Origin of the sequence: Demequina lignilytica (assembly GCF_030418305.1) — a bacterium.
GTDB classification, from domain to species: Bacteria; Actinomycetota; Actinomycetes; order Actinomycetales; family Demequinaceae; genus Demequina; species Demequina lignilytica.
Window position 1 is genome coordinate 246,625 of record NZ_JAUHPX010000001.1, and the last position, 24,274, is coordinate 270,898.

The 24,274-nt window shown below is 73.1% G+C and carries 22 protein-coding genes; 9 read left to right on the forward strand and 13 right to left on the reverse strand.

Annotation, left to right across the window (positions count from 1 at the left end; all coding sequences use genetic code 11):
• The first annotated feature begins 79 nt into the window (after nt 1-79).
• Both QQX10_RS01165 and QQX10_RS01170 read left to right on the forward strand, forming a co-directional pair.
• Nucleotides 80-1,018, forward strand: coding sequence for a polyphosphate kinase 2 family protein (locus QQX10_RS01165; protein WP_301144350.1), 939 nt, complete (start codon nt 80-82; stop codon nt 1,016-1,018).
• Nucleotides 1,019-1,028: 10 nt separating this feature from the next.
• A complete protein-coding gene (locus QQX10_RS01170; protein WP_301144351.1) occupies nt 1,029-1,676 on the forward strand; it encodes an IMPACT family protein in 648 nt (215 codons plus the stop codon).
• Nucleotides 1,677-1,680: 4 nt separating this feature from the next.
• Here the strand turns inward: QQX10_RS01170 and zapE are convergent, their stop codons facing one another.
• Nucleotides 1,681-2,676, reverse strand: a complete 996-nt coding sequence (zapE, locus tag QQX10_RS01175; RefSeq protein ID WP_301144352.1) for a cell division protein ZapE — start codon at nt 2,674-2,676, stop codon at nt 1,681-1,683.
• A 49-nt stretch (nt 2,677-2,725) separates the two neighbouring features.
• Here zapE and QQX10_RS01180 point away from each other — a divergent pair, with 49 nt between their 5' ends.
• The gene (locus QQX10_RS01180; protein WP_301144353.1) at nt 2,726-3,451 is read left to right on the forward strand and encodes a dihydrofolate reductase family protein; all 726 of its coding nucleotides are present in this window, start codon (nt 2,726-2,728) and stop codon (nt 3,449-3,451) included.
• On the opposite strand, the gene gnd is transcribed toward QQX10_RS01180, so the two are convergent.
• On the reverse strand, nt 3,452-4,888 hold the full coding sequence (gnd, locus tag QQX10_RS01185; RefSeq protein ID WP_301144354.1) for an NADP-dependent phosphogluconate dehydrogenase: 1,437 nt from the start codon (nt 4,886-4,888) through the stop codon (nt 3,452-3,454).
• Nucleotides 4,889-4,994: 106 nt separating this feature from the next.
• Here gnd and QQX10_RS01190 point away from each other — a divergent pair, with 106 nt between their 5' ends.
• Together QQX10_RS01190 and QQX10_RS01195 are read left to right on the forward strand one after the other, a co-directional pair.
• Entirely contained in the window at nt 4,995-5,555 is a 561-nt protein-coding gene (locus QQX10_RS01190) for a DUF3000 domain-containing protein (RefSeq protein WP_301144355.1), read from the forward strand.
• Nucleotides 5,552-6,811, forward strand: a complete 1,260-nt coding sequence (locus QQX10_RS01195; protein ID WP_301144356.1) for an HRDC domain-containing protein — start codon at nt 5,552-5,554, stop codon at nt 6,809-6,811. Before QQX10_RS01190 ends, QQX10_RS01195 begins: the two co-directional genes overlap by 4 nt.
• Before the next feature lie 104 nt (nt 6,812-6,915).
• Here the strand turns inward: QQX10_RS01195 and dxs are convergent, their stop codons facing one another.
• From dxs to QQX10_RS01215, 4 genes are all read right to left on the reverse strand, one after another.
• Entirely contained in the window at nt 6,916-8,778 is a 1,863-nt protein-coding gene (dxs, locus tag QQX10_RS01200) for a 1-deoxy-D-xylulose-5-phosphate synthase (protein WP_301144357.1), read from the reverse strand.
• Between the two features lie 98 nt (nt 8,779-8,876).
• Entirely contained in the window at nt 8,877-11,558 is a 2,682-nt protein-coding gene (gene acnA, locus QQX10_RS01205) for an aconitate hydratase AcnA (protein WP_301144358.1), read from the reverse strand.
• A 150-nt stretch (nt 11,559-11,708) separates the two neighbouring features.
• Nucleotides 11,709-12,908 carry a class I SAM-dependent RNA methyltransferase gene (locus QQX10_RS01210; protein WP_301144359.1) on the reverse strand — a complete coding sequence of 400 codons (1,200 nt, stop codon included), beginning with the start codon at nt 12,906-12,908 and terminating at the stop codon, nt 11,709-11,711.
• Entirely contained in the window at nt 12,901-14,817 is a 1,917-nt protein-coding gene (locus QQX10_RS01215) for an APC family permease (RefSeq protein ID WP_301144360.1), read from the reverse strand. The genes QQX10_RS01210 and QQX10_RS01215 overlap by 8 nt, the downstream gene beginning before the upstream one ends.
• 41 nt (nt 14,818-14,858) lie before the next feature.
• On the opposite strand from QQX10_RS01215, the gene QQX10_RS01220 reads away from it, so the two are divergent.
• Nucleotides 14,859-15,524, forward strand: a complete 666-nt coding sequence (locus tag QQX10_RS01220; protein ID WP_301144361.1) for a potassium channel family protein — start codon at nt 14,859-14,861, stop codon at nt 15,522-15,524.
• Nucleotides 15,521-16,207, forward strand: a complete 687-nt coding sequence (locus tag QQX10_RS01225) for a potassium channel family protein (protein ID WP_301144362.1) — start codon at nt 15,521-15,523, stop codon at nt 16,205-16,207. Before QQX10_RS01220 ends, QQX10_RS01225 begins: the two co-directional genes overlap by 4 nt.
• On the opposite strand, the gene QQX10_RS01230 is transcribed toward QQX10_RS01225, so the two are convergent.
• From QQX10_RS01230 to QQX10_RS01250, 5 genes are all read right to left on the reverse strand, one after another.
• The gene (locus QQX10_RS01230) at nt 16,125-16,787 is read right to left on the reverse strand and encodes a DUF3159 domain-containing protein (RefSeq protein ID WP_301144363.1); all 663 of its coding nucleotides are present in this window, start codon (nt 16,785-16,787) and stop codon (nt 16,125-16,127) included. The genes QQX10_RS01225 and QQX10_RS01230 overlap by 83 nt on opposite strands.
• Complete coding sequence (locus QQX10_RS01235; RefSeq protein WP_301144364.1) at nt 16,784-17,068, reverse strand: single stranded DNA-binding domain-containing protein; 285 nt, start codon at nt 17,066-17,068, stop codon at nt 16,784-16,786. The genes QQX10_RS01230 and QQX10_RS01235 overlap by 4 nt, the downstream gene beginning before the upstream one ends.
• Nucleotides 17,065-17,508 carry a dUTP diphosphatase gene (gene dut, locus QQX10_RS01240; protein WP_301144365.1) on the reverse strand — a complete coding sequence of 148 codons (444 nt, stop codon included), beginning with the start codon at nt 17,506-17,508 and terminating at the stop codon, nt 17,065-17,067. The genes QQX10_RS01235 and dut overlap by 4 nt, the downstream gene beginning before the upstream one ends.
• Nucleotides 17,509-17,511: 3 nt before the next feature.
• A complete protein-coding gene (locus QQX10_RS01245) occupies nt 17,512-17,811 on the reverse strand; it encodes a DUF4193 domain-containing protein (RefSeq protein ID WP_301144366.1) in 300 nt (99 codons plus the stop codon).
• Between the two features lie 157 nt (nt 17,812-17,968).
• Nucleotides 17,969-18,775 (reverse strand): inositol monophosphatase family protein, encoded by an 807-nt coding sequence (locus tag QQX10_RS01250; RefSeq protein ID WP_301144367.1) that lies wholly within the window; start codon nt 18,773-18,775, stop codon nt 17,969-17,971.
• Between the two features lie 101 nt (nt 18,776-18,876).
• On the opposite strand from QQX10_RS01250, the gene sepH reads away from it, so the two are divergent.
• Nucleotides 18,877-19,920: a septation protein SepH gene (gene sepH, locus QQX10_RS01255; RefSeq protein ID WP_301144368.1), complete on the forward strand. Its 1,044-nt coding sequence runs from the start codon at nt 18,877-18,879 to the stop codon at nt 19,918-19,920.
• Between the two features lie 21 nt (nt 19,921-19,941).
• On the opposite strand, the gene QQX10_RS01260 is transcribed toward sepH, so the two are convergent.
• Both QQX10_RS01260 and QQX10_RS01265 read right to left on the reverse strand, forming a co-directional pair.
• Nucleotides 19,942-21,105 (reverse strand): alkaline phosphatase family protein, encoded by a 1,164-nt coding sequence (locus QQX10_RS01260; protein ID WP_301144369.1) that lies wholly within the window; start codon nt 21,103-21,105, stop codon nt 19,942-19,944.
• Nucleotides 21,102-21,671 carry a DUF5998 family protein gene (locus QQX10_RS01265; protein ID WP_301144370.1) on the reverse strand — a complete coding sequence of 190 codons (570 nt, stop codon included), beginning with the start codon at nt 21,669-21,671 and terminating at the stop codon, nt 21,102-21,104. The genes QQX10_RS01260 and QQX10_RS01265 overlap by 4 nt, the downstream gene beginning before the upstream one ends.
• A 163-nt stretch (nt 21,672-21,834) precedes the next feature.
• On the opposite strand from QQX10_RS01265, the gene QQX10_RS01270 reads away from it, so the two are divergent.
• Nucleotides 21,835-24,270, forward strand: a complete 2,436-nt coding sequence (locus QQX10_RS01270) for a DNA gyrase/topoisomerase IV subunit A (protein WP_301144371.1) — start codon at nt 21,835-21,837, stop codon at nt 24,268-24,270.
• The last annotated feature ends 4 nt before the right edge of the window (nt 24,271-24,274 follow it).

The window sequence follows — 24,274 nt, forward strand, 5'->3', positions numbered from 1 at the left end:
CCCGAGCGCCCTTCCTCCTGTCTACCAGGCCGGGCCCGGTCTAGGGTGGTGAGCGAGACCACCGATGAGGGAGGCACCCATGGCGCTGCGGATCGCGAGGCACGGCCGCGGGTGGCAGGTCCGCCCGTCGGACATCCTGCGCGTGGGACCCGGATTCGATCTGGGCGGATTCGACACCTCGGCAACACCCGGGTTCGACGGGGGCAAGGCGGCCGGTGAGGCGGCGATCGCGACCCTGGGCGGGCGGCTGTCGGAGCTGCAGGAGAAGCTCTACGCGGAGAGCCGTGCCGGCGGCTCACGCGCCGTCCTGCTGGTGCTCCAGGGCATGGACACGTCGGGCAAGGGCGGTATCTCGCGCCACGTGCTCGGCATGGTCGACCCGCAGGGCGTCCAGGTGCGGTCGTTCGGCGTCCCCACGCCCGAGGAGCGTCGCCACCACTACCTCTGGCGCATCCGGCGGGCCCTGCCGCGCGCCGGCCGGATCGGGGTCTTCGACCGCTCGCACTACGAGGACGTGCTGGTGGTGCGCGTCGACGGCCTGGTCGACGGCGACCCCTGGCTCGAGCGGTACCGCGAGATCGAACGCTTCGAGAGGCAGACCGAGGAGGCGGGCATCACGGTCGTGAAGTGCGCGCTCATGATCTCCCCCGACGAGCAGCTCGCGCGGCTCGCCGAGCGCCTCGAGCGTCCGGAGAAGTTCTGGAAGTACAACCCCTCCGACATCGACGCGCGAGAGCGGTGGGACGACTACATGCACGCCTACCAGGACGTGTTCGACCACACCTCGACGCCGAGCGCCCCATGGCACGTGATCCCCGCCGACCGCAAGTGGTACGCCCGGCTCGCGGTCACCCAGCTGCTGGTCGACACGCTGACCGACATGAACCCGTCCTGGCCGCCGCCCGGCTTCGACGTGAGCGCCGAGCGGGCACGCCTGGGCGCGCTGCTGACGGAGCGGGCCGACGCCGACCGTGAGCCGCCGGCGTCCCGTCGGAAGGGCCGCCGCAAGGGTCGCTAGGGTGTCCCGGGTGACCCCCGACCTCCCCGCCACGATCGCCGCTCCCGTCGAGCACGAGCTGGTGATCAAGAGGTCCGTGTTCCTCACCCATCTCGCGCCCGTCGCGTCCATGGAGGAGGCCGAGGCCGTGATCTCAGGGATCCGCAGGCAGCGGTGGGACGCGCGGCATCACTGCACCGCGATGGTGCTGGGCGTCCACGCGGACCGTCAGCGCAGCTCGGACGACGGGGAGCCGTCGGGCACCGCGGGGGTGCCGATGCTGGAGGTGCTGCGCCACCGCGACGTGACCGACGTGGTCGCGGTGGTGAGCCGCTGGTTCGGAGGCACGCTCCTGGGCGCCGGCGGCCTGGTGCGCGCGTACACGGCATCGGTCGCGCAGACGCTGGATGGGGCGACGCTGCTGAGCCGCCGGGTGCTCACCCGCGTCACCGTGGACGTCCCGCACGCCGAGGCCGGCCGGATCCTGTCCTTCGCCCACGGCTGGGCCCCCGCACACGGAGGCGCGGTGGGCGAGCCGGAGTACGGCGCGGCGGCGCGCATCGTCCTGATGGTGCCGCCCCGGCATCTCGACGCCTTCGACGCCGACCTCGCCGCGCTCACGGCCGGCGCGGCCCTCGCCGTCCGCGGCGACAGCATCGTCGCCGACGTCCCCGCCTGACCGCTCAGACGACCCGGTCGCCGAGCGCGGCGTGCGCCATCGACTCGAGCCGCGACAGGGCGCGCAGGTACTTCTTGCGGTAGCCGCCGCGCAGCATCTCCGGCGGGAAGATCGCCGTGAGCGGCTCCCCCGACGCCGCGATCGCCACGTCGCGGTCGTAGAGGCGGTCGACCAGGGCGACCACCCGCAGCGCCTGGTTCTGGTCGTCGAGCGGAGCGACGCCGTCGACCGCCAGGGCGGTCACGCCGTCGACGTACGCGCCGTACCGGCTCGGGTGGACCTGAGCGATGTCGGCGACCAGAGCGGGCCATCCGACGCGCGCGCCGCCCGCGGTGCCGGCGAGCGAGCCGAGAAGCTCCTCCGACGCGGGCGGCGGGAACTCCAGGTCCCCCCGGTGGCGGTAGTCCGGACCGTCGATCCGGATCACCTCGAACACCCGGGACACGGCCTGGATCTCCCGCTGGAAGTCCTCCGCCGCGAACCGGCCCTCCCCCAGGGCGTCGGGCAGCGTGTTCGACGTCGCCGCGATGCACGTGCCCGCGTCGGTGAGCTCCCGCATGAGCCTCGCCATGATGAGCGTGTCACCGGGGTCGTCGAGCTCGAACTCGTCGATCGCGACCACCGCGAAGCGCGACAGGGCGTCGCGCGCGGCCGCGAAGCCGAGCGCCCCGACCAGGTTCGTGTACTCCACGAAGGTGCCGAACGCCGCGCGTCCCCGGAGCGCGTGCGCGACAGCGGCGAGCAGGTGGGTCTTGCCCACGCCGAAGCCGCCGTCCAGGTAGATCCCGGTGCCGGGTCCCCTGCGCCCGAGGCGCACGCGCCTGAGATGCGGCGCGGCGAACCGCGCGACCGCGGCGAGCGCCTGTGCTTGACTGGGATGCGCAGGGTCCGGAAGGTACGTGTCGAGCGTCGCCCCGTCGAAGTGCGGGGGCGGCACCAGGGCGGCCACCAGGTCGGACGGGTCGACGAGCGGCCTCCGGCCCAGCACTGTGACGGTCACGGCGCCCAGCCTACGGGGCGCCGGAGCGGGCGAGGTCCAAGGAGGGGCCATGGCGGAGGGGGCGCTCACGCTGTCCGGCGGCACGCCGGAGCGCATCGATCCGGACGACGCGGAGGCGCGGCTGAGCGCGCTCGCTGCGCAGCGGCCGAGCACCGTCCGCCTCGCGATGGTGGTGAGCGCGGACGGCCGTGCCACCGGGCCCGACGGCGGCGCGCGCAGCCTCGCGACACCGGCCGGCTCCCGGGTCGCCGCCGTCCTCCGGGCCGCGTGCGACGTGGTGCTCGTGGGAGGCCAGGCGGCGCGCAGGGAGCGCTACGCGGACATCGCGCTCCCGGAGGCTCTCGCCGCGGGTCGCGCCCGCCAGGGGCTGCGCGCGCTCCCGGCGGTCGCCGTCGTCACGCATGGCGGGATCCTGCCGCCGGGCCTCACCCCGGAGCACACCTGGGTCCTCACGCACGCAGGCTCCCCCGCGGTCACCCGGCTCGGCCCGGACTGGGCCGGCCGGATCATCGTGACGGGCCCCGACGACGTGTCGCCGCGCACCGCCATGAGCGAGCTCGCCGCGCGCGGGATGACGCGCGTCCTGTGCGAGGGCGGGCCGACCCTCGCCGGCCGCCTCCTTCAGCGAGGCGTGGTCGACGAGGCCTGGATGACCGCATCGTCCGTCCCCGGCGGAGCCCAGGGCAGGCCCGCGCCCACGCCGCCGCAGGGCTTCACGCCCGCCCTCGAGCTCGTGGGCGACGGCGCGACCGTCACCCGCTGGCTGAGGCGCTGACTACGCCTCCACCTCGGACCGGTCGCCCGACCACAGCGTGTGGAAGGTGCCGTCGACGTCGACGCGCTTGTAGGTGTGCGCGCCGAAGAAGTCGCGCTGCCCCTGGATGAGGGCCGCGGGGAGGCGCTCGGCGCGCAGCGAGTCGTAGTACGCGAGGGAGGACGCGAAGGCCGGCGCGGGGACGCCGGTGAGCGCGGACTGGGCCACCACGCGGCGCCAGGCGCCCACGCCCTCCGCGATCTCGTCGGCGAAGTAGGGGTCGACCAGCAGCGTCGGGAGATCGGCGTCGCGCTCGAAGGCCTGCGTGATGCGGTCGAGGAAGCGCGCGCGGATGATGCAGCCCGCGCGCCAGATCTTGGCCATGTCGCCCAGGGTGATGTCCCAGCCGAACTCCTCGGAGGCGGCCCGGATCTGGTCGAAGCCCTGCGCGTACGCGACCACCTTCGAGGCGTACAGCGCGAGCCGCACGTCCTCGATGAAGCCCTCGCGGTTGTTGATGTGGAAGTCGCCGGTCGACGCGGTGAGCACGCCGCGGGCGGCCTCGCGCTGCTTGACCTGCGACGAGATCGCACGAGCGAACGTCGCCTCCGCGATGCCCGTCACGGGGACTCCCAGGTCCAGCGCCGACTTCACGGTCCAGCGGCCGGTGCCCTTCTGGCCCGCCTCGTCCTTGATGACATCGACCAGCGCCTTGCCGGTGCGCGCGTCGGTCTGGCGGAGCACCTCGGCGGTGATCTCGATGAGGAAGCTCTCGAGGTCGCCCTGGTTCCACTCGGCGAAGATCTCCGCGATCTCCGCCGGGTTCAGGTCGAGGCCCGTGCGGAGCAGGTCGTACGCCTCGCCGATCAGCTGCATGTCGGCGTACTCGATGCCGTTGTGCACCATCTTGACGAAGTGGCCGGCGCCGTCGGGACCGATGTGGACGCAGCAGGGCGTGCCATCCTCCGCCTTCGCGGCGATCTTCTCGAGGATCGGGCCGAGGGTCACGTAGGACTCCGCGGGGCCGCCGGGCATGATCGACGGGCCGAGGAGCGCTCCCTCCTCGCCGCCGGAGACGCCGGAGCCCACGAAGTGCAGGCCCTTGGCCGCGAGGTCCTTCTCACGGCGCATGGTGTCCGTGTAGAGCGCGTTGCCGGCGTCGACGATGATGTCGCCCGGCTCGAGCAGGGTCGTGAGCTGGTCGATGACGGCGTCGGTGGGGCCGCCCGCCTGGACCATGACGACGACCGTGCGCGGCACCTGAAGCGACGCGACGAAGTCCTCGAGGCTCTCCGAGCCGATGAAGTCGCCCTCGTCGCCGTGCTCCGCGATCAGCGACCGCATCTTCTCCGCCGAGCGGTTGTGCACCGCCACCGTGAAGCCGTTGCGGGCGAAGTTGCGCGCGAGGTTGCGGCCCATCACCGCAAGTCCGGTCACGCCGATCTGAGCAAGCGCCATCGTTCATCCTTGGTCGGGGGTTTCAGGAGAGACGCTGTCCAGCCTAGACGGTCGTGCGGCGCGTGGCGTACGCGCTGGCACGCGGGCTCGGGAATAGGCTCCCCGTATGGCAGAGGACCTCGACGCCGCCCCCGCGGACTTCCGCGCGGCGCTGCTGTCCCTGCGCGGGGCGCCCACGCACCGCGACGTGCGGCTCGCCGAGGTGCCCGCGCCCGGCCGCATCGCACCCTACGCGGCTGCGGTGTCGGGCGAGCTGGACGTCCACGGCCTCGAGGCATCGGGGCGCTTCGTCGTCCTGCACGACCCCGACGGCCAGCCTGCCTGGGAGGGGACGATGCGCATCATCGCTCTCGTCAAGGCGGTCGTCGAGCCCGAGGTGGGTCGCGACGAGCTGTGGGGCGAGGTCGCCTGGTCGTGGCTCAGCGACGCGCTCGCGGGGGTCCCGCACCGCGCCAGGGGCGGTACCGTGACCAAGGTGACCTCGACCTCGTTCGGCGAGCTGGCCGAGCGTCCCGACGAGGTCACCGTCGAGCTGCGGGCGTCGTGGACGCCCACCACCACCGATCTCGCGCCGCACATCGCGGCGTGGACCGATCTGATGGCAGCCTGCGCAGGCATCCCGCCGACGCCCGAGGGCGTGCGCCCGCTGCCGGGAAGGACCGCGTGACCGAGTCCGCCGCATCGTCCGTCGACCAGGCGACCGACCCCATCCCGCTCACCGAGCCGGAGGGGGGCGTCCCCGACATCGTCGACACGCCCGAGGCGTTCGCCGAGGTGTGCGCCGCGTTCGCGAGCGGTGCCGGCGCCGTCGCCGCCGACGCCGAGCGCGCCTCCGGTTTCCGCTACGGCCAGGCCACGTACCTGGCGCAGTTCAAACGCGCCGGCGCGGGCATCGCGCTCATCGACACCGCCGCGATCACCGATCTGTCCCCGCTGGGCGAGGCGATCGGCTCCGCGACGTGGGTCTTCCACGCCGCCAGCCAGGACCTGCCCGGCATGCGCGAGCTCGGCCTGGAGCCGGCACGCGTGTTCGACACGGAGCTCGCGGCCCGCCTGCTCGGATGGCCGCGGGTGGGCCTCGCCGCCGTGGTCGAACGCGAGCTGGGGTTCGCGCTCGCGAAGGAGCACTCGGCACAGGACTGGTCGACGCGTCCACTCCCCCACGACTGGCTCGTGTACGCCGCGCTCGACGTCGAGGTGCTGCTCGACCTGCACACCAGGCTCGCCACCCACCTCGCGGCGGCGGACAAGCTCGTGTGGGCGCAGCAGGAGTTCGAGGCGGTCCGGCTGGCTCCCCCGCCCGCGCCGCGCGAGGACCCGTGGCGGCGCACCTCCGGCAGCCACCAGGTCAGGGATGCGCGGTCCCTCGCGATCGTCAGGTCGCTGTGGGAGGCCCGCGACGCCGAGGCGCGCCGACGGGACACCTCCCCGGGCCGGGTCCTGCGCGACCAGGCCATCGTGGCCGCCGCACAGGCGAAGCCGGGCTCGCTGGACGACCTGCTCAAGGTGAGGGAGTTCCAGTCCAAGGGCACGCGGCGCCGTGCGGCGCAGTGGTACACGGCCGTCGAGGCGGCCATGGCGCTGCCCGAGGATCAGCTCCCCGCGCGACGCGCGCCTCAGGGAGACGGCCCGCCGCAGCAGCGCGTGTGGAAGGACAAGCGGCCCGAGGCGTTCGCGCGGCTCGGTGCCTCGCGCGCGAGGATCGCCGCGCTGGTCGACCGGCTCGACATCCCGGCCGAGAACCTCCTGCAGCCCGACGCGCTCCGGCGAGCCTGCTGGGAGTACCGCGGCGGCGGCGAGCCGTGGATCAGGGAGTTCCTCGCGGGCCGCGGCGCGCGCCCGTGGCAGATCGATCTCACCGCGCCCGAGCTCGCGGAGGCGTTCGAGAACCCGACCGCAGGTACGGACGCCGCCGGGGACTGAGCGCGGCCCGGCTCCACCCCGGCTCCACCCCCGAGATGGACGCTCGGTGCACGGAACCGCTCGGTTTCGTGCACAGATCGTCCACGCGGGACGATGCGGGGGGGTCAGTCGCGGGTGATGAGCCCCAGCGCGTGCGCGGCGAGGTCCGACGCGTCGAGGCCCAGGTCATCGACGATCTGCGCGCGGGTGGCGTGCTGGAGGAACTCGCGCGGCACGCCGTGGTGGCTCCACTGCGCCGGCGTCCCGGCGAGACGCGCGTAGGCCGCCCATTCCTCGCCGAGGCCCGCGTCCGTGAGGCCGTCCTCGACCGTCACGACCAGCTCCGCCCCGCCGATCGCCTCCAGCAGGCCCCCGGGCACCGGGTGCGCCCAGGTGGCGGTGATAGCGATCGCCGAGATGCCCTCCGCGGCGATCTTCCCGACGGTCTCGACCGCGGTCGCGGCCATGGATCCCAGCCCGACGACCACGACCCGGGGATCCTCGCCGTGCTCCGCGAGCACGTCGATGTCCCCGACGCTGCGCAGGGCCGGGAGAGGCTCGGGAACGGCGCCCTTCGGGTACCGCACCACGGTCGGCGCGTCGTCGACGTCGAGCGCGTCCCTGAAGGCCTGGCGCAGGGTCGGCTCATCGCGCGGGGCTGCCAGTCGCAGCCCCGGCACGTGCCGGAGCAGCGCCATGTCCCACATGCCGTTGTGGCTGGGACCGTCGTCACCGGTGATGCCGGCGCGATCGAGCATGAACGTCACGCCCGCCTTGTGCAGCGCGACGTCCATAAGCACCTGGTCGAACGCCCGGTTGAGGAAGGTCGCGTAGACCGCCACCACGGGGTGCAGGCCGGCGTATGCGAGGCCCGCGGCCGAGGTGACGGCGTGCTGCTCGGCGATGCCGACGTCGATCACGCGATCCGGGTGCGCGTCGGCGAACGGCTGGAGCCCCACGGGGGCGAGCATGGCCGCGGTCAGCGCCACGACGTCGGGCCGGTCCTCCCCCGCCGCCAGCATCTCGTCCGCGAACACCGAGGTCCACCCGAAGCGAGACGCCTCGATCGGCAGCCCGGTCTCCGGGTGGATCCTGCCCACCGCGTGGAAGCGGTCCGCATCGTCCTGCTCCGCCGGACTGTACCCGCGGCCCTTCTCCGTGAGCACGTGGACCAGCACCGGCCCGCCGAGCTCCCGCGCCTGCTCGAGCGCACGCTCGACGTGACGCTGGTCGTGGCCGTCGATCGGTCCGATGTACTTGATCCCGAGATCCGCGAACATGCCCTGGTCGGTGAGCAGGCCCTTGAGCGCCCGCTTCCCGTGCATGACGGAGAGGTAGGCGAAGTTCCTGAAACGGCCGCGGTTCGCGAACGTGCGCTTGCCCCAGCCGAGGAACTGCTCGTACCGACGATCGGTGCGGATCCCGTCGAGCTTGCGCGCCAGCCCGCCGATGGTCGGCGCGTACGAGCGCCCGTTGTCGTTGACGATCACCACCACCCGGTCGTGGGAGGCGCCCAGCGAGTTGAGGGCCTCCCACGCCATGCCGCCAGTCAGCGCGCCGTCGCCGATGACGGCGACCGTGGTGCGGCCGTCCTCACCTCGGAGCGTGTGCCCGCGGGCGATCCCGGCGGCCCAGGACAGCGCCGTCGAGGCGTGGGAGTTCTCGACGATGTCGTGGACGCTCTCGTCCCGTGCCGGGTAGCCCGCCAGCCCGCCGCGCCTGCGGAGGTTCGAGAAGTCGCGCCGACCCGTGAGCAGCTTGTGCACGTATGACTGATGCCCGGTGTCGAACACGATCGAGTCATGGGGCGAGTCGAACACGCGGTGGATGCCGATGGTGAGCTCGACCACGCCCAGGTTGGGGCCCAGGTGGCCGCCGGTGCGGGACACGTTGTCGACCAGGAAGTCGCGGATCTCCGCGGCGAGCTCGTCGAGCTCCGCGTCTGTCAGATCCTTGAGGTCGCGCGGCGACCCGATGCGCTCCAGCACGCATGACTCCTTACTGTCGGAACTCTCACTGTACGGCCTGGACGGATGCGGCCCCGCCCGGCTCAACGCCGGACGGGGCCGTCACGCTTCCCGGGGCGTCAGCTCACCAGCGACCGCAGCACGTACTGGAGGATGCCGCCGTTGCGGAAGTAGTCCGCCTCGCCGGGCGTGTCGATGCGCACCACGGCGTCGAACGCGATCACGGAGCCGTCCGCCTTGGTCGCGGTCACCGGCAGCGTGCGCGGGTGCTCGCCCGCCGAGAACGCAGCGATGCCCGTGATGTCGAACGTCTCCGTGCCGTCGAGGCCGAGCGACGCGGCGCTCTCACCCGCGGGGAACTGCAACGGGATCACGCCCATGCCGATGAGGTTCGAGCGGTGGATGCGCTCGAAGCTCTCGGTGATGACGGCGCGCACGCCGAGCAGGCTGGTGCCCTTGGCCGCCCAGTCGCGCGACGAGCCGGAGCCGTACTCCTTGCCCGCCAGCACCACCAGCGGGATGCCCGCCTCCTGGTACGCGACCGACGCGTCGTAGATCGTGGTCTGCTCGCCCGTCAGCAGGTTCCTGGTGAAGCCGCCCTCGACCACCGAGCCGTCCTCGCCCGCCAGCAGCAGGTTCTTCAGCCGGATGTTCGCGAAGGTGCCGCGGATCATGACCTCGTGGTTGCCGCGGCGCGAGCCGTAGCTGTTGAAGTCCTTGCGGTCCACGCCGTGCGACGCCAGGTAGAGGCCCGCGGGGCTGTCCGCCTTGATGGATCCGGCGGGCGAGATGTGGTCGGTCGTCACCGAGTCCCCCAGCAGCGCGAGGACGCGCGCGCCCGCGATGTCCTGGACCGGCTCCGGCTCTATCCCCATCCCGTCGAAGTACGGCGCCTTCCGCACGTAGGTCGAGGCGTCGTCCCACTCGAAGGTGCTGCCCTCCGGGGTGGGCAGCCCGCGCCAGCGCTCGTCGCCCGCGAACACGTCCGCGTAGTCCTTCTCGAACATCTCCTGGGTGATCGCCGACTGCACGATCGCCTCGACCTCGCTCGGGTCGGGCCAGATGTCCTTGAGGAACACGTCGTTGCCCGCGGAGTCCTGGCCCAGCGGCTCGGTCTCGAAGTCGTGGTCCATGGTGCCGGCGAGCGCGTACGCGATGACCAGCGGCGGCGACGCGAGGTAGTTCATCTTCACGTCCGGGTTGATCCGGCCCTCGAAGTTGCGGTTGCCCGACAGCACCGAGACCACCGTGAGGTCGTGATCGTTCACGGCGCCGGAGACCGGCTCCGGCAGCGGGCCCGAGTTGCCGATGCAGGTGGTGCAGCCGTAGCCCACCAGGTGGAAGCCGAGCGCCTCGAGATCGGGCCACAGGCCGGCCTTCTCGTAGTAGTCCGTCACCACCTGCGAGCCGGGCGCCATCGACGTCTTGACCCACGGCTTCGAGCTCAGGCCCTTCGCGTTGGCGTTGCGCGCCAGCAGCGCGGCCGCCAGCATCACCGACGGGTTGGACGTGTTCGTGCAGGAGGTGATCGAGGCGATCACCACGTCGCCGTCCTTGAGCGGCACGGACTCGCCCGCCTCGTTCACGTAGGTCGCGGCCTTCGCGTCGCCCGTGCGGACGGTCTCGATGGCCTTCTCGAACTGCGGCTTCGACTCCGACAGCGCGACTCGGTCCTGCGGACGCTTGGGACCCGCGATCGACGGCACCACGGTGGACAGGTCGAGCTCGAGGTACTCGGAGAACACGGGCTCGCGCGCGGGGTCGTGCCAGAGGCCCTGCTCCTTGCAGTACGCCTCGACGAGGGCGACCTGGTCCGGGGTGCGGCCCGTGAGCCGCAGGTAGTCGATGGTGACGGAGTCGATCGGGAAGATCGCGGCGGTCGAGCCGAACTCGGGGCTCATGTTGCCGATGGTCGCGCGGTTGGCGAGCGGCACGGCGCCGACGCCCTCACCGTAGAACTCCACGAACTTGCCCACCACGCCGTGCGCGCGCAGCATCTCCGTGATCGTGAGCACCACGTCGGTCGCGGTCGCGCCCGCGGGGATCGCGCCGGTCAGCTTGAAGCCCACCACCTTGGGGATGAGCATCGAGACGGGCTGGCCCAGCATGGCCGCCTCGGCCTCGATGCCGCCGACGCCCCAGCCGAGCACGCCCAGGCCGTTGATCATCGTGGTGTGGGAGTCCGTGCCGACGCAGGAGTCCGGGTACGCCTGGGTCAGGCCGTCCACGTCCTTGGTCATGACGCCTCGCGCCAGGTACTCGAGGTTGACCTGGTGGACGATCCCCGTGCCCGGCGGCACCACCTTGAAGTTGTCGAACGCGGTCTGTCCCCAGCGCAGGAACTGGTAGCGCTCGCGGTTGCGCTGGTACTCGAGCGCGGTGTTCATGTCGAGCGCGTCGCGGCGGCCGAAGATGTCGATGACCACCGAGTGGTCGATGACCAGCTCGGCGGGAGCCAGCGGGTTGATCGCGCTGGGGTCGCCCCCGAGCTCCGCGACCGCCTCGCGCATGGTCGCCAGGTCGACCACGCAGGGCACGCCGGTGAAGTCCTGCATGACCACCCGCGCGGGCGTGAACTGGATCTCGGTGTCGGGCTCGGCGGTCGGGTCCCACGCGGCGAGGGCGTGGACGTGGTCGGCGGTGATGTTCGCGCCGTCCTCCGTGCGCAGCAGCGCCTCGGCGAGGATCTTCAGCGAGTACGGCAGGCGCTCCAACCCTGGAACCGCGCCGAGACGGAAGATCTCGTACTCCTTCGTGCCTACCGTCAGCGTCGACTTGGATCCAAGGGTGTTCACGCTCATGCGATCTCCTCCGCGGTCTCGGGGACTCCCGTCTTCGGGCCTCCGGCCATCCTATCCGCACCCGCGGCGCCGGAACCGTCGCGGTCGGCGGAACATCAGCGGTATTTCTGATCTGCGGATGGCGCGGCCTGCGAGGGACGATGCTCGGGGTCAGGACCGTTCGAACGTCGCCACGGTCTCCACGTGGTGCGTCATGGGGAAGAGGTCGAACGCCTGCGCCTCCACCAGCCGGAACCCGTGCCCGGCGAGCAGCGCGACGTCGCGCGCGAGCGCGACGGGGTCGCAGGCCACGTACACGAGCCTCCGCGCCGCCGTGGCGTCCACCGCGGCGAGGGTGCGGGCCCCCGCCCCGGAGCGCGGTGGATCCAGGACCACCGCGTCGGCGGTGGGACGCTGGGTCTCGAGGAAGCGCCGGGTGTCCGCGTGGACGATCCCGGCCGACGGCAACGCGTGCGCGTTCCGACGGGCGTCGCGGGAGGCGCCTGCGTCGGCCTCGACGGACGTCACGCTGCGTCCCTGCGAGGCGAGCGGGACGGTGAACAGCCCCGCCCCCGCGTACAGATCGAGGACCACGTCGGCCTCGCCGACGCGGCTCAGCACCTGCTCGACCAGCACGTGCGGCGCCTCGACGTGCACCTGCCAGAAGCCGGCGGCATCGACCTGGTAGTCCCACCGGCCCTGGGGAGTCTCGACGGACTCCCGCACGCGCCGGGGCGCGTTCGGCCGGGTGTCGGCGCGTCCGCCGCGCCACGGACGACCGTCGACCAGCAGCCTCGCCTCGCCCCCGCCGGGCGCGACCGCGGCGACGCGCGATCCCGCGGGGAACCTGCCGTCCAGGAGGGCGCGCTCGACCGCCTCGACGGCGATGGGCAGCGCGCCGAGCGGGCGCATGCCGTCCCCCCGGTGCAGATGCATGGACGCGCGCCCATCCGGCCCGGCCGTCGCCGTCGCGCGGGTGCGCCACCGCAGGCCGCCGCGAGCGTCGTCGCCGGGCGCCGGGGCGACCTCGCCCGGGAACTCGACGCGGGCGAAGCGCTCGAACGACTCGCGGAGCACGTCGAGCTTCCAGCGCCGCTGCGCGGGCAGCGCCACGTGAGCGAGCTCCCCTCCCCCGATGCCGCCCGGGCCCGCCTCGGGCCAGACCGACGGCACCCGGTCGGGCGACGCCTCGAGCACCTCGACGGCGTCCGCGCGCCACATCCGCGCATCGTCCCCGCCCTCGGTGACCCGGGCCATCACCACCTCGCCGGGGAGGGCGTGGCGCACGAATACGACTCGGCCCTCATGGCGGGCGACGCAGTGGCCGCCGTGTGCGACCTTGCCGACGTCCAGCCGGACGAGCTCAGCCATCCTGGCCCGCCTCCCGGAGCTCGACACGGGGCAGCTCACGCGTGAGCGCCTCGGACTCGAGGGTGCCGAGCGCGGACTCGAGGTGCCACGGCACGGCCGCGACCACCACGCGCGGGATGGTCAGCAGCCGCTCCCGCAGCCGCATCGAGGCGCGGTTGTGGAGGAACCGTTCCCACCAGCGGCCCACGATGTACTCCGGCACGTACACGACCACCATGTCGCGCGGCGAGACGCGGTGGATCGAGCGGACATGATCGAGGACGGGCGTGACCAGGTCGCGGTAGGGCGAGTCGAGGATCACCAGCGGGACCCCGAGGTCGAGCTCGCCCCAGCGCCGCTGGAGCTCGACGGTCGCGTTGCGGTCGATCTGGACGCCCACCGCCTCGAGGCTCGAGTGGCGGGCGGCCTTGGCGTAGGCGATGGCTCGCAGCGCGGGCCGGTGGAGCTGCGCGACCAGGACGATGCCGTGGGTCGCGCTCGGGCGCGCCGAAGCCGGGTCGTCGGTCTCGATCGCGAGCTGCTCACGGACGTGGGCGTAGTGCTGCCGGATCCCGCGCATCAGGAACACCAGCAGGAGCACCAGGAGCAGAGCGAGCCAGGCGCCCGCCGAGAAGTTGAAGACCGCGACCACGATCCACACGCCGGCGCCCACCGTCGCGGCGGCGGCGTGCAGCACCCGCGTCCCCTGCATGCGCAGCCGGCCGCGTCCCCGCAGCTCGAGCGCGATCCGCCGCCGCTGGAACCGCACCATGGCCACCTGGCTCAGCACGATCGCGGCGAAGGCGCCGATCAGGTACATGTGCACCAGCTGCTCGAGGCGGGCGCCCGTCCCGATCACCAGCAGCGCGGACGCGCTCGACACCCAGATGACTCCACCGCGGAACACGAGCCGGTCGCTCTGCTGCGACAGCTGCCGAGGCAGGTACGCGTCGCGCGCCAGCAGCGACGTGAGGCCGGAGAAGCGGCGGAACACCGCGGACGCAGCCGCGTACAGGATCGCGATGGTGGGTACGGCGACCGCCCACAGCGCGGCCGGATGGTCGAACATGCGCTCCGCGGCCTGCAGGAGCACGGGCCCCTGCTGCCAGCCGGACACCCGGTACTTCCACACGAGGAGCGAGGCGGCGAGGAAGGCGGCCGCGCCTGCGAGCACCGCGAGGATCAGCGTGCGCCCCGCGCGCTTCGCCCGCGGCTCCGCGTGATACGGCGCGGAGGAGGCGAGGTGCTCGATCCCCGTGAGCATGACCGCGCCCGAGGCGATCGCCCCGGCGAACGAGAACGCGGCGGACCAGGTCGCGTCCGCCTTCACGGTGGCGGTGCCGGCGAGGTCGCCCTGGAGCGCCCCCACGAGAGCGAGCGCGCCGATCACGAGCAGGAACCCGAACCAGACCGCGAGCATGACCCGGGCACGCTCGCGGATGCCGCGGAGGTTCGCGAGCGTCATGATCACGATCGCGGCGAGCGCGATGCCCGTGTGGTAGCCCTCGAGGACGGGCAGCACGAACTCGGCGAACTGGGCGATCGCCGCGACGGACACGGCGACGGTGAAGATGTAGTCGACCAGCAGGGCCGCGCCGGTGACCATCCCCGCCGTGGGCCCGAGCTGGTCCTGGACGGTGCCGTAGTCGCCGCGCTCGTCGGGATGCTTGCGCACGTTCGACCGGTAGGCGAACCCGAGCAGGATCATGATCGCGCACACGCCCGCGGCCATCCACGGGAGCGCCGTCCCCTGGCCGCCCTTGCGCAGCGCGTCGAGCACCGCGTCCGGCGCGTACGCCACGGTCGACAGCAGGCTCGCGCCGAAGACCGGCAGGGCGAGGCGCGTCCTCAGCGCCATCCGCTGCTCCCGGCCGGTCGCGATGGGACGGCCGAAGACCAGCATCTTCAGGCTCTCGAGAAACCTCCGCACGTCGCACCATCCTAGGCTCAACGGGTATACGGTGGGTTGCCGTGCACATCGTGATCATGGGCTGCGGCCGCACGGGCGCCACGCTCGCGACGGAGTTCGAGGCTCGTGGCCACACCGTCGCGGTCATCGACCAGTCCGGCGACGCCTTCCGGCGGCTGCCGTCGACGTTCAAGGGTCAGCGGATCACGGGCATCGGCTTCGACCGCGACACGCTGGTCTCCGCGGGCGTCGAGGACGCCTACGGGTTCGCGGCCGTCTCGGACGGCGACAACTCCAACATCCTCGCCGCGCGCGTGGTGAGGGAGACGTACGGCGTCGACAACGTGGTCGCCCGCATCGCAGACTCGGGCCGCGCGGAGGTGTACCGCAGGCTCGGCATCCCGACGGTCGCTCCGGTGCCGTGGACCGCCGAGCAGATCGTGTCCCGCCTGCTGCCCGGCGGCACCGAGGACCTGTACGCGGACCCGTCCGCCGGCGTGTCGCTGCGCCGCCTGCAGCTGCACGAGGGCTGGGTGGGACGCCCGTACGCCGAGGTGCAGGACCGTGCGCACGCGCGCCTGGCCTACCTGCTGCGGTTCGGCGAGGCGATGCTGCCGGGCGCGGGGACGGTGGTGCAGGAGGGCGACGAGGCGTACTTCGTGCTCGCGCCGCGCGACGGGATCGACCCGGTCCGGGTCACCGGCCAGGCACCGGAGGTGAAGCGATGAAGGTGCTGATCGCCGGCGCGGGGTCGGTGGGCCGCTCGATCGCCCGCGACCTTCTCGAGCACGGTCACGAGGTGCTCCTGGTCGACAGCAGCCCCGCGGCGATGCGCGTCGCCCAGGTCGCCGAGGCCGAGTGGATGCTCGCCGACGTGTGCGAGATGTCCGCGCTCCGCGACGCCGGCGTCGAGCAGATGGACGTGGTCGTCGCGGCGACCGGGGACGACAAGGCGAACCTCGTGGTGTCCTTCCTCGCGAAGACCGAGTTCGGCGTCCCGCGGACGGTCGCCCGGGTGAACAACCCTCGCAACGAGTGGATGTACGACGCCCAATGGGGCGTCGACGTCGCGGTCTCGACGCCGCGCATCATGACGGCGATGGTCGAGGAGGCCGTCGCTGTCGGCGACCTCGTGCGCGTGTTCACCTTCCGGCAGTCCGGAGCCTCGATGGTCGAGGTGACGCTCCCGGTCGGGTCGCCCGTGGTCGGGGTGCCGCTGCGCGACATCCAGTGGCCCGTCGACATCGTGCTCTCGTGCATCGTGCGGGGCGACCGCACCATCGCGCCCGAGCCGGACGACACGCTCGAGGCTCACGACGAGCTGATGTTCATCGTGTCGTCGGAGGCGGATCCTGAGTCGCTGGAGCAGGTCCTGCGTCGCGGGCCAGCAGCCACACGCCCCACAGCGTGAGGGCGAACAGCGGGACGCCCATCGCGAGCTTCACGGTGCCCAGCACCGCGGTCTGATCGGCCAGCAGCAGGGGCACCTGCACCGCGAGACGCAGGGCGAACATCGCGGCGAGCACCGCCGAGGCGAGCTGGAAGCGACGTCGCTCCGCGGGGTTGGCACGCCAGCGCGTCCCCTCGCCGCGCAGCAGGCCCATGACGATGCCGACGACCGGCCAGCCGACGGCCATGCTCAGCAGGATGCCGGCGAGGTAGGCGGCGTTCAGCCACAGCCCCGGCACGAAGTACCCGGACGCGTCGCCCGAGCGCCAGGCCCAGATCGCGCCGATGGCGACGCCGATGGCGCCCGACAGGGCCTGGGTCGGAGGGGTCCGCTGGATCACCCGCGCGACGACGAGCACGGCCATCACGGCCACCGCCGCGATCACGGGCACCCGGAATCCCCCCACGATCACGTAGGCGGCCACGAAGGCGATGCCGGGGGCGGACGACTCGATGAAGCCGCGCCATCCGCCGATGGCCTCATGCATGGAGAAGCTGTCGCCTCCGAGGAGGCGGCCCGCCGCGGAGTCGTCGGCCTTCACGCGGACGCGGCCAGCTCGTAGCGGGGGTTGTACAGGCGTGGGAGCGACTCGGTCGCGCACACGCAGCCCTCGACCTCGAGCGTGATGCCCGGGGTGATGCCCGGGACCTCGCGGCGCCCCATGAAGACCGCCTCGAGGCGCCCGGTGCGGTCCTCGAGCCGGACCGTGAAGGCCGGCGGGGCGTCGGAGGGCTCGACCTGCACCGCCACCACGCGGCCGACCACGCGCGCGACGGCGCGGGGCTCGACGGTCCCGATGTCCTGGACGTCGCGCTGGGTCACGAGGCCCCCGTGGAGCCGAAGCCGCCCTCGCCCCGGTGCGACCCGGGCAGGTCGGCGACGGGGACGAAGTCGGCCGCCTCGACACGCTGGATGACCAGCTGGGCGATCCGGTCGCCCTTGGCGAGCGTGACGCTCGCGGCCGGATCGGTGTTCAGCAGCGTCACGGCGATCTCTCCGCGGTATCCCGCGTCGACCGTGCCTGGAGCGTTGACCACCGTCACGCCGTGCCGCGCCGCGAGGCCCGAGCGCGGGTGCACGAACGCCGCGTAGCCCTGCGGCAGGGCGATCCGCAGGCCGGTCGGAACGGTGCGCCGCTCCCCCGGGGCCAGCGTGACGTCCTCGCGTGTCGTGATGTCCGCGCCGGCGTCTCCCGGATGGGAGTACCGCGGCAGCGGGACCTCGGGGTCCGTGACGGCGACCAGCACCTCGACGTCAGCCATGGATCAGGCCGCGCACTCCGAGCAGATCGGCTGGTCGCCCTTGAAGGTGGCGAGCTGGCTGCGGTGATGCACCAGGAAGCACGACATGCAGGTGAACTCGTCCTGCTGAGGGGGCAGCACCCGGACTGAGAGCTCCTCGCCCGAGAGGTCGGCGCCCGGCAGCTCGAAGCCTTCGGCCGCCTCGGCCTCGTCCTCGTCGACCACGCCGGACGTCTTGTCGGCGCGCCGAGCCTTCAGCTCCTCGATCGAGTCCGCCGAGATCTCGTCGTCGGTCTTGCGCGGGGCGTCGTAATCCGTTGCCATGCGGGCTGCTTCCTTCCAGGGTGCCTGTGGCTGTCCAATGCCGGGTGGGGCACTTTTGTTCCCCATAGGCGGGAGCATTGTGCCCCATCGCGCGGCAGAATGCGACTCGTGCGCGCTGAACGCGCTCTCCCGGCCGGACCGACCCCCGCCGCGGACGTCAGATGGTGCGCGCGCCGGCCGCGATCAGCGCGTCGTGCAGCGCGTCCCAGGCGCCTGGCGCGGCCGCCACCAGGAGGCTGTCGTCGGGGGCGGCGCCGTCGAGTCCCGCCACGCGCAGGCCCGCCTCCGCGGCGATCAGCGCGCCGGCCGCGAAGTCCCACGGGTGCAGCCCGTGCTCGTAGTACGCGTCGACCAGACCCGCGGCGACGTGGCACAGGTCGATCGAGGCCGAGCCGAGCCGCCTGATGTCGCGGATCTGCGGCAGCAGCTGCGCGACCAGCCGCCCCTGCGCCGCGCGCTTGTCGGCCGTGTACTGGAAGCCGGTCGCGACCAGCGACGCGCCCAGCGCCGGGGTCCCCTCACGGCGGAGCCTGCGACCGTCGCGCCACGCGCCCTCGCCCCGGGCGGCGGACCACACGCTGCCGCCCGCGTCCGCCACCGCGCCCGCCTCGAGCGTCCACGCGCGAGGCTCGGGGGGACCGCTGACAGCGGCGACCGAGACCGACCAGTGCGGGATCCCGTAGAGGTAGTTGACGGTGCCGTCGATCGGGTCGACCACCCAGGTGATGCCGGAGCGGCTCGCCACGTCGTCGCCCTCCTCCCCCAGCACGCCGTCATCGGGGCGGAGCTCGGCGAGGCGCTGACGCAGCAGCCGCTCGGCGGCGATGTCCATCTGCGTGACGATGTCGACGTCGGACGACTTGGTGTGCTGGACCTCGGCCTCGCGGCGTCCGGCGGCGACCAGCCGCTGCGCCTCCAGCGCGAGGGTGCGGGCGACGTCCATCAGCTCGAGCGGCGTGGTCATGCCTTCATCGTAGGCAGGGCCTCGGCGGGCCTCGGACCCGGTTGCGCGCGCTCGGGGTGTCGCACCCAGCGGGGCGGGCGGGCGCGTGGCACCCTGTGGGCATGACCAGCCTCTCACTCGTCGGCCCGTCGGAGGACGGCCTCCACCTGGTGGTGGAGACCGAGTCGGGCGACCGATTCGAGCTGCCGCTGACCGACGAGCTGCGCCACGCCGTCCGCTACACGCGTCCGGCGGCATCCTCCCGGCCGCCGGCCGAGCAGGTGGACGAGGCTCCGACGCTGAGCCCGAGGGAGATCCAGCAGCGCATCCGCGGCGGCCTCACCGCCGCCGAGCTGTGCGAGCTCACCGGCATCGCGATGGCCTCCGTCGAGAAGTACGAGGGACCCGTGGTGGCGGAGCGGCGCTACATCGCGGATCTCGCGCAGGAGACGCGGATCGGCCGCGATCCGTCCGCTCCCCAGCTCGGCGAGCTGGTGACCGACCGCCTCGCCGCCCGTGGCGTCGACCCGGAGTCCGTGGTCTGGGATGCCTGGCGGGAGGTCGACGAGCCGTGGCGGGTCGCCGCCGACTACCGCGTGTCCGGACGATCGGTGCGAGCCCAGTGGGTGTTCGACCACGCCGCGAGGACGGTCACGGCGGAGGACGAGGAGGCGCGCTGGCTCTCGGAGACCGAGCTGCTCGACGTGCCGATCCCGCGCCGCCACCTCTCGGCGGTCCGCGAGGCCGCGGAGACCGCGGCGCCTCTGCAGGAGAGCCGCCCGCCCGCGCCCACGACCGACGCCGTCCCGGTGGTCGAGCTCGCGCCGGCGACGCCGCCCGCCTCGCCCGTCGACAACCCCACCGAGCTGCTGCTCGACGACCTCGATCTCCGCCGCGGCACCCGTGAGACGGTGGACGACCCCGAGACCGACGAGGACGACGAGGTGTTCGAGGGCTTCGGCCCCGCGCGAGCGCGTCAGGCGGAGACCGGCTTCCGCCACCCCGCCGGGAAGGCACGCGAGCAGACCGCCGAGACCGCCGCACCCGCACCTGCGCCCGCCAAGCCCGCGGAGCCGTCCGAGCGCCGCACGGCCGCGAAGCGTGGACGCGCCTCCGTGCCCAGCTGGGACGAGATCGTGTTCGGCGCGAAGAACGACCAGGGCTGACCAGCAGACGCAGCCCCGGCCTCAGCCGTGGGCGACCAGCAGGGGGACCCGCAGCTCGTCCTCGGTGAGCGAGCCGTGGACACCGATGAGTCCGAGCGCCTGCGCGCTCTGGGTGCGCGAGTCCACCACGGTGGCACGTCCCGCCATGGCGACCACCACGTCGCCGATCCTGGGCTCGACATGGGGCGCCACCGCGCCGAAGAGCCCCGCCCCGACCGCCTGGTCCCGCGTCATCGGCACGCCATGGCCGTCCAGCACGTCGGACCATCGGGCCGCCACCGCATCGGCCGCGCCCGCGTCCTCGAGGTGCAGGTGGAGGGCGCGCGGCTCCCCCGCCACCAGGCGGATGCCGCGGGCGAGCGCGGGCTCGTTCCCGAGGTCCCACCGCGGGGCTCCCGTGACGTCCACCATGCCGTGATCCGCCGTCACGACCAGCGCGGCGCGCCTCGGCAGCCGCGCGCGCAGGCGCCGCAGCTCCTGGTCCGCCTCCTCGAGGGCCGCGACCCAGGGATCCGACTGCCAGCCGTGCTGGTGACCGGCGGCGTCGATCTCGCCCCAGTAGAGGTAGGTCAGGCCCGGGCGCCGGGCGCGCGCGATCGCCTCGTCCACGCGTTGCGCGAGCGGATCGGCGCCCACGAACTCGCCTCCCGACAACGCGGCGCGCGTGAGGCCGGAGCCCGCGAACCTGCGCTTGCCGAGCGTGGTCACCGTGATGTCCGCCTCCGCCGCGAGCCGCAGCAGGGACGGCTCGCGCTGCCACGTCTCCGGGTCACCCGCGCCGTCCCACGAGACCAGGTTCGCGGCGGCCCCGGTGGCGGGGTTATGAGCCGTGTAGCCGGTCATGCCGGTGGCGCCGGCGGCGCGTCCGGTCCCGAACATCGCGAGCGACGTCGCCGTGGTGGTGGGGAACCCGGCGGAGATGACGCCCGACTCCGTGGTCCTCAGGAAGGGGGCGTGTCCGCGGCGCGCGTCGAGCTGATGATGGCCCAGTCCGTCGAGCAGCACGACCACGACGTGGTCTGCGTGCGGGACGCCCAGGCGCGCCCGGTCGGCCTCGGCGTCGCGTCCGGGGACGATGCCGGGCGCACCGAGCGCCGCCAGCGCGGCGGGGAGCACGGCGCCGAGCTCCCGTCCACCCAGGTCGGGGAGCGACAGGCCCACCGCGGCGAGCCTGTCGAGCGTCACAAGCGCGCCCCGATCGCCCCCTGCAGCACCGAGGAGAAGTCCTGGAGCGCGCGCACCGTGTCCTCGCCGTCGGCGATCACGCTGACGCGCACGAGGATGTCGTCCGACGTCAGGGTCCCGGTGTAGCCGTGGTCGGCCTCGCAGCTCTGGTCGCCGCAGGTGGCGGGCTCGAGGTCGAGCCGGGAGTGGACGGAGCCGCCGACCGCGAGCACGAGCTCGTTCGGGAGGTCGCCCTCGGTGAACGCCTCGGGGTCGTGGATCACGTGGGTCATCGCCGTGTTCCGGATCGCGGTCAGCGCGGTGGTCTCGACCGTGGCGGAGGCCTCGCGTCCGCTCTCCTGGCCCCCGAGACCGGCACCGTCGTCCATGTGGAGACGCAGCAGCCGGGTCTCGGTGATGACCAGCGCGGTCATGTGACGCCGGACCTCGCGGTCGTCGAACGTGGTCTCGGCGTGCACGAAGTGCCCGCGCACGTTCTCGGCGCCGATCGCGGAGCGCAGCACGGTGGTGGCGAGGGCCGGGTAGTAGCCGGCCGTCCGGACGGCCTGGTCGAGCGTGTGAGCCATGGCGGCTATTGTCTCACCTTCGTGGGCTGTCGCCCGGCTGTCCCCCGCGGGGCGGTCGGACCGGGCCCCGCGTGGCGAGCGGCGGGTGTCCGACCGCCGCGAGACAATACGGGCTGAGCATCGCCGCGGCACACCGCGGCGCCGGAGAGAGAAGAGGCGTCAGATGACCCACGCGGCCGACGCGCAGATCGTCGACATCGACGTGAGCGCGGAGATGGAGGCCTCGTTCCTCGAGTACGCCTACTCGGTCATCTACTCCCGGGCGCTGCCCGACGCCCGCGACGGCCTCAAGCCCGTGCAGCGCCGCATCGTCTACATGATGCAGGACATGGGCCTGCGACCCGAGCGCGGCTACGTGAAGTCGGCGCGCGTCGTCGGCGAGGTGATGGGAAAGCTGCATCCGCACGGCGACTCAGCGATCTACGACGCGTTGGTGCGCATGGCGCAGTCCTTCTCCCTGCGGCTCCCGCTGGTCGACGGCCACGGCAACTTCGGCTCGCTCGACGACGGCCCGGCGGCGTCCCGATACACGGAGTGCCGGCTCGCACCCGCCGCGCTCGCGATGACGGCGGACCTGGGCGAGGACGTCGTCGACTTCGTCCCCAACTACGACAACAAGCTCACGCAGCCGGCCGTGCTGCCGGCGGCGATCCCGAACCTGCTGGTCAACGGCGCCGCCGGCATCGCCGTCGGCATGGCGACCAACATGGCGCCGCACAACCTGATCGAGGTGGTGGCCGCGGCCCGCCACCTGCTCGACAACCCGCGCGCCGAGCTCGACGAGCTCATGCGGTTCGTGCCCGGGCCCGACCTGCCGACCGGCGGCAAGATCGTGGGCCTCGAGGGGGTGCGCGAGGCGTACGAGTCGGGGCGTGGTCGCTTCATCACCCGCGCCACCACGCGGATCGAGAAGGTCACGGCGCGCCGTCAGGGCATCGTCGTGACCGAGCTCCCCTACCTGGTGGGCCCCGAGAAGGTCATCGAGAAGATCAAGGACGGCGTCTCGTCCAAGAAGCTCGAGGGCATCTCCGCCGTCACGGACCTCACGGATCGCCATCACGGGCTGCGGCTGGTCATCGAGGTCAAGAACGGCTTCAACCCCGAGGCCGTCCTCGAGAAGCTCTACCGGTACACGCCGCTCGAGGAGTCGTTCTCGATCAACAACGTGGCGCTCGTCGACGGCGAGCCCCGGACCCTCGGGCTCAAGGAGCTCCTGTCGGTGTGGGTCGGGCATCGCGTCGAGGTGGTGCGACGTCGCTCGCGCCACCGCCTCGCCGCCCGTCGCGACCGGCTCCACCTGGTCGACGGCCTGCTCATCGCGATCCTCGACATCGACGAGGTCATCCAGATCATCCGGGCGGCGGACGATGCGGCGGTCGCCAAGGAGCGGCTGCGCACCGCCTTCGACCTGTCGGAGATCCAGGCCGAGTACATCCTCGAGCTGCGCCTGCGCCGCCTCACCAAGTTCTCGCGCCTCGAGCTCGAGAACGAGAAGTCGCAGCTGCTCGCCGAGATCGCCGAGCTCGAGGAGATCCTCGGGTCCGAGTCCGTGCTCCGGTCCGTGGTGGGCCGCGAGATGGACGCCGCGGCCGCCGAGCACGGCACCCCGCGTCGCACCATCCTGCTCGCCGACGGCGGCGCCCTCGCACCCGCGGCGGCGACCGGCGCGAGCCGCGCCAAGGCGCCCGCGATGGCGATGGAGATCGAGGACTCGCCGTGCTACGCCCTGCTGTCGACCACCGGGCTGATCGCCCGTACGTCGGCCGACGAGCCCCCCGCGCGCGACGGCCGGCGCTCCCCGCACGACGCGCTGCGGTCGACCGTGCACGCCACGGCACGCGCGGATGTCGGCGTCGTCACGACGACGGGTCGCATCGTCCGGCTGTCGCTGCTCGACGTCCCCGCGCTCGCCCCGACCAGCGAGCCGCCGTCGCTCGGGGGCGGCACCCCGATCGGCGAGCTCGTCGTGCTGGAGCGCGGCGAGGACGCGCTCGCCCTGGTCCCTCTCGACGGGACCGCCCCGCTCGCGCTCGGCACGGCCCGCGGCATCGTCAAGCGTGTCAAGGCGGACGACGTCCCGACGAAGGACGCCTGGGAGGCGATCGCGCTCGCCGACGGTGACGTCGTGATCGGGGCCGGCGCCGCGGCCGACGGCGACGAGCTGCTCTTCATCGCGTCGGACGCGAGCCTGCTGCACTTCGACGCGGCGAACGTCAGGCCGCAAGGCCGCGCGGGCGGCGGCATGGCGGGCATCAAGCTGGCCGCCGGCGCCTCGGCCGTGTTCTTCGGCACGATCGCCGCGGGCACCGAGGCCGCCGTGGTGACGATCGCGGGACCGTCCGACGCGCTCCCCGGCACGGCGGCGGGCTCCGCCAAGTGGACGCCGCTGGCGGAGTTCCCCGGGAAGGGGCGGGCCACCGGCGGGGTCCGGTCGCACCGCTTCCTCAAGGGTGAGGACGCGCTGCTGCTCGCGTGGGCGGGCGCGGCCCCGCCGCGCGCGTGCTCCGGCGCGGGCCAGCCTCTCGACCTGCCCGGCGAGCCCGGCCGACGCGACGGGTCGGGCGTCGGCATGCCGGCGCCCGTGGGCGGCGTCGGCTGACCGC

Coding starts and splice junctions, on each gene's coding strand:
- QQX10_RS01250 (WP_301144367.1), bottom strand. CDS start 18,775: ATGACCACGCCGCTCGAGCTGATGGACGTCGCCCGCACCCTCGCGCTG.
- QQX10_RS01225 (WP_301144362.1), top strand. CDS start 15,521: ATGAAGGTGCTGATCGCCGGCGCGGGGTCGGTGGGCCGCTCGATCGCC.
- sepH (WP_301144368.1), top strand. CDS start 18,877: ATGACCAGCCTCTCACTCGTCGGCCCGTCGGAGGACGGCCTCCACCTG.
- QQX10_RS01270 (WP_301144371.1), top strand. CDS start 21,835: ATGACCCACGCGGCCGACGCGCAGATCGTCGACATCGACGTGAGCGCG.
- QQX10_RS01190 (WP_301144355.1), top strand. CDS start 4,995: ATGGCAGAGGACCTCGACGCCGCCCCCGCGGACTTCCGCGCGGCGCTG.
- QQX10_RS01165 (WP_301144350.1), top strand. CDS start 80: ATGGCGCTGCGGATCGCGAGGCACGGCCGCGGGTGGCAGGTCCGCCCG.
- QQX10_RS01265 (WP_301144370.1), bottom strand. CDS start 21,671: ATGGCTCACACGCTCGACCAGGCCGTCCGGACGGCCGGCTACTACCCG.
- acnA (WP_301144358.1), bottom strand. CDS start 11,558: ATGAGCGTGAACACCCTTGGATCCAAGTCGACGCTGACGGTAGGCACG.
- dut (WP_301144365.1), bottom strand. CDS start 17,508: ATGGCTGACGTCGAGGTGCTGGTCGCCGTCACGGACCCCGAGGTCCCG.
- QQX10_RS01210 (WP_301144359.1), bottom strand. CDS start 12,908: ATGGCTGAGCTCGTCCGGCTGGACGTCGGCAAGGTCGCACACGGCGGC.
- gnd (WP_301144354.1), bottom strand. CDS start 4,888: ATGGCGCTTGCTCAGATCGGCGTGACCGGACTTGCGGTGATGGGCCGC.
- QQX10_RS01180 (WP_301144353.1), top strand. CDS start 2,726: ATGGCGGAGGGGGCGCTCACGCTGTCCGGCGGCACGCCGGAGCGCATC.
- QQX10_RS01245 (WP_301144366.1), bottom strand. CDS start 17,811: ATGGCAACGGATTACGACGCCCCGCGCAAGACCGACGACGAGATCTCG.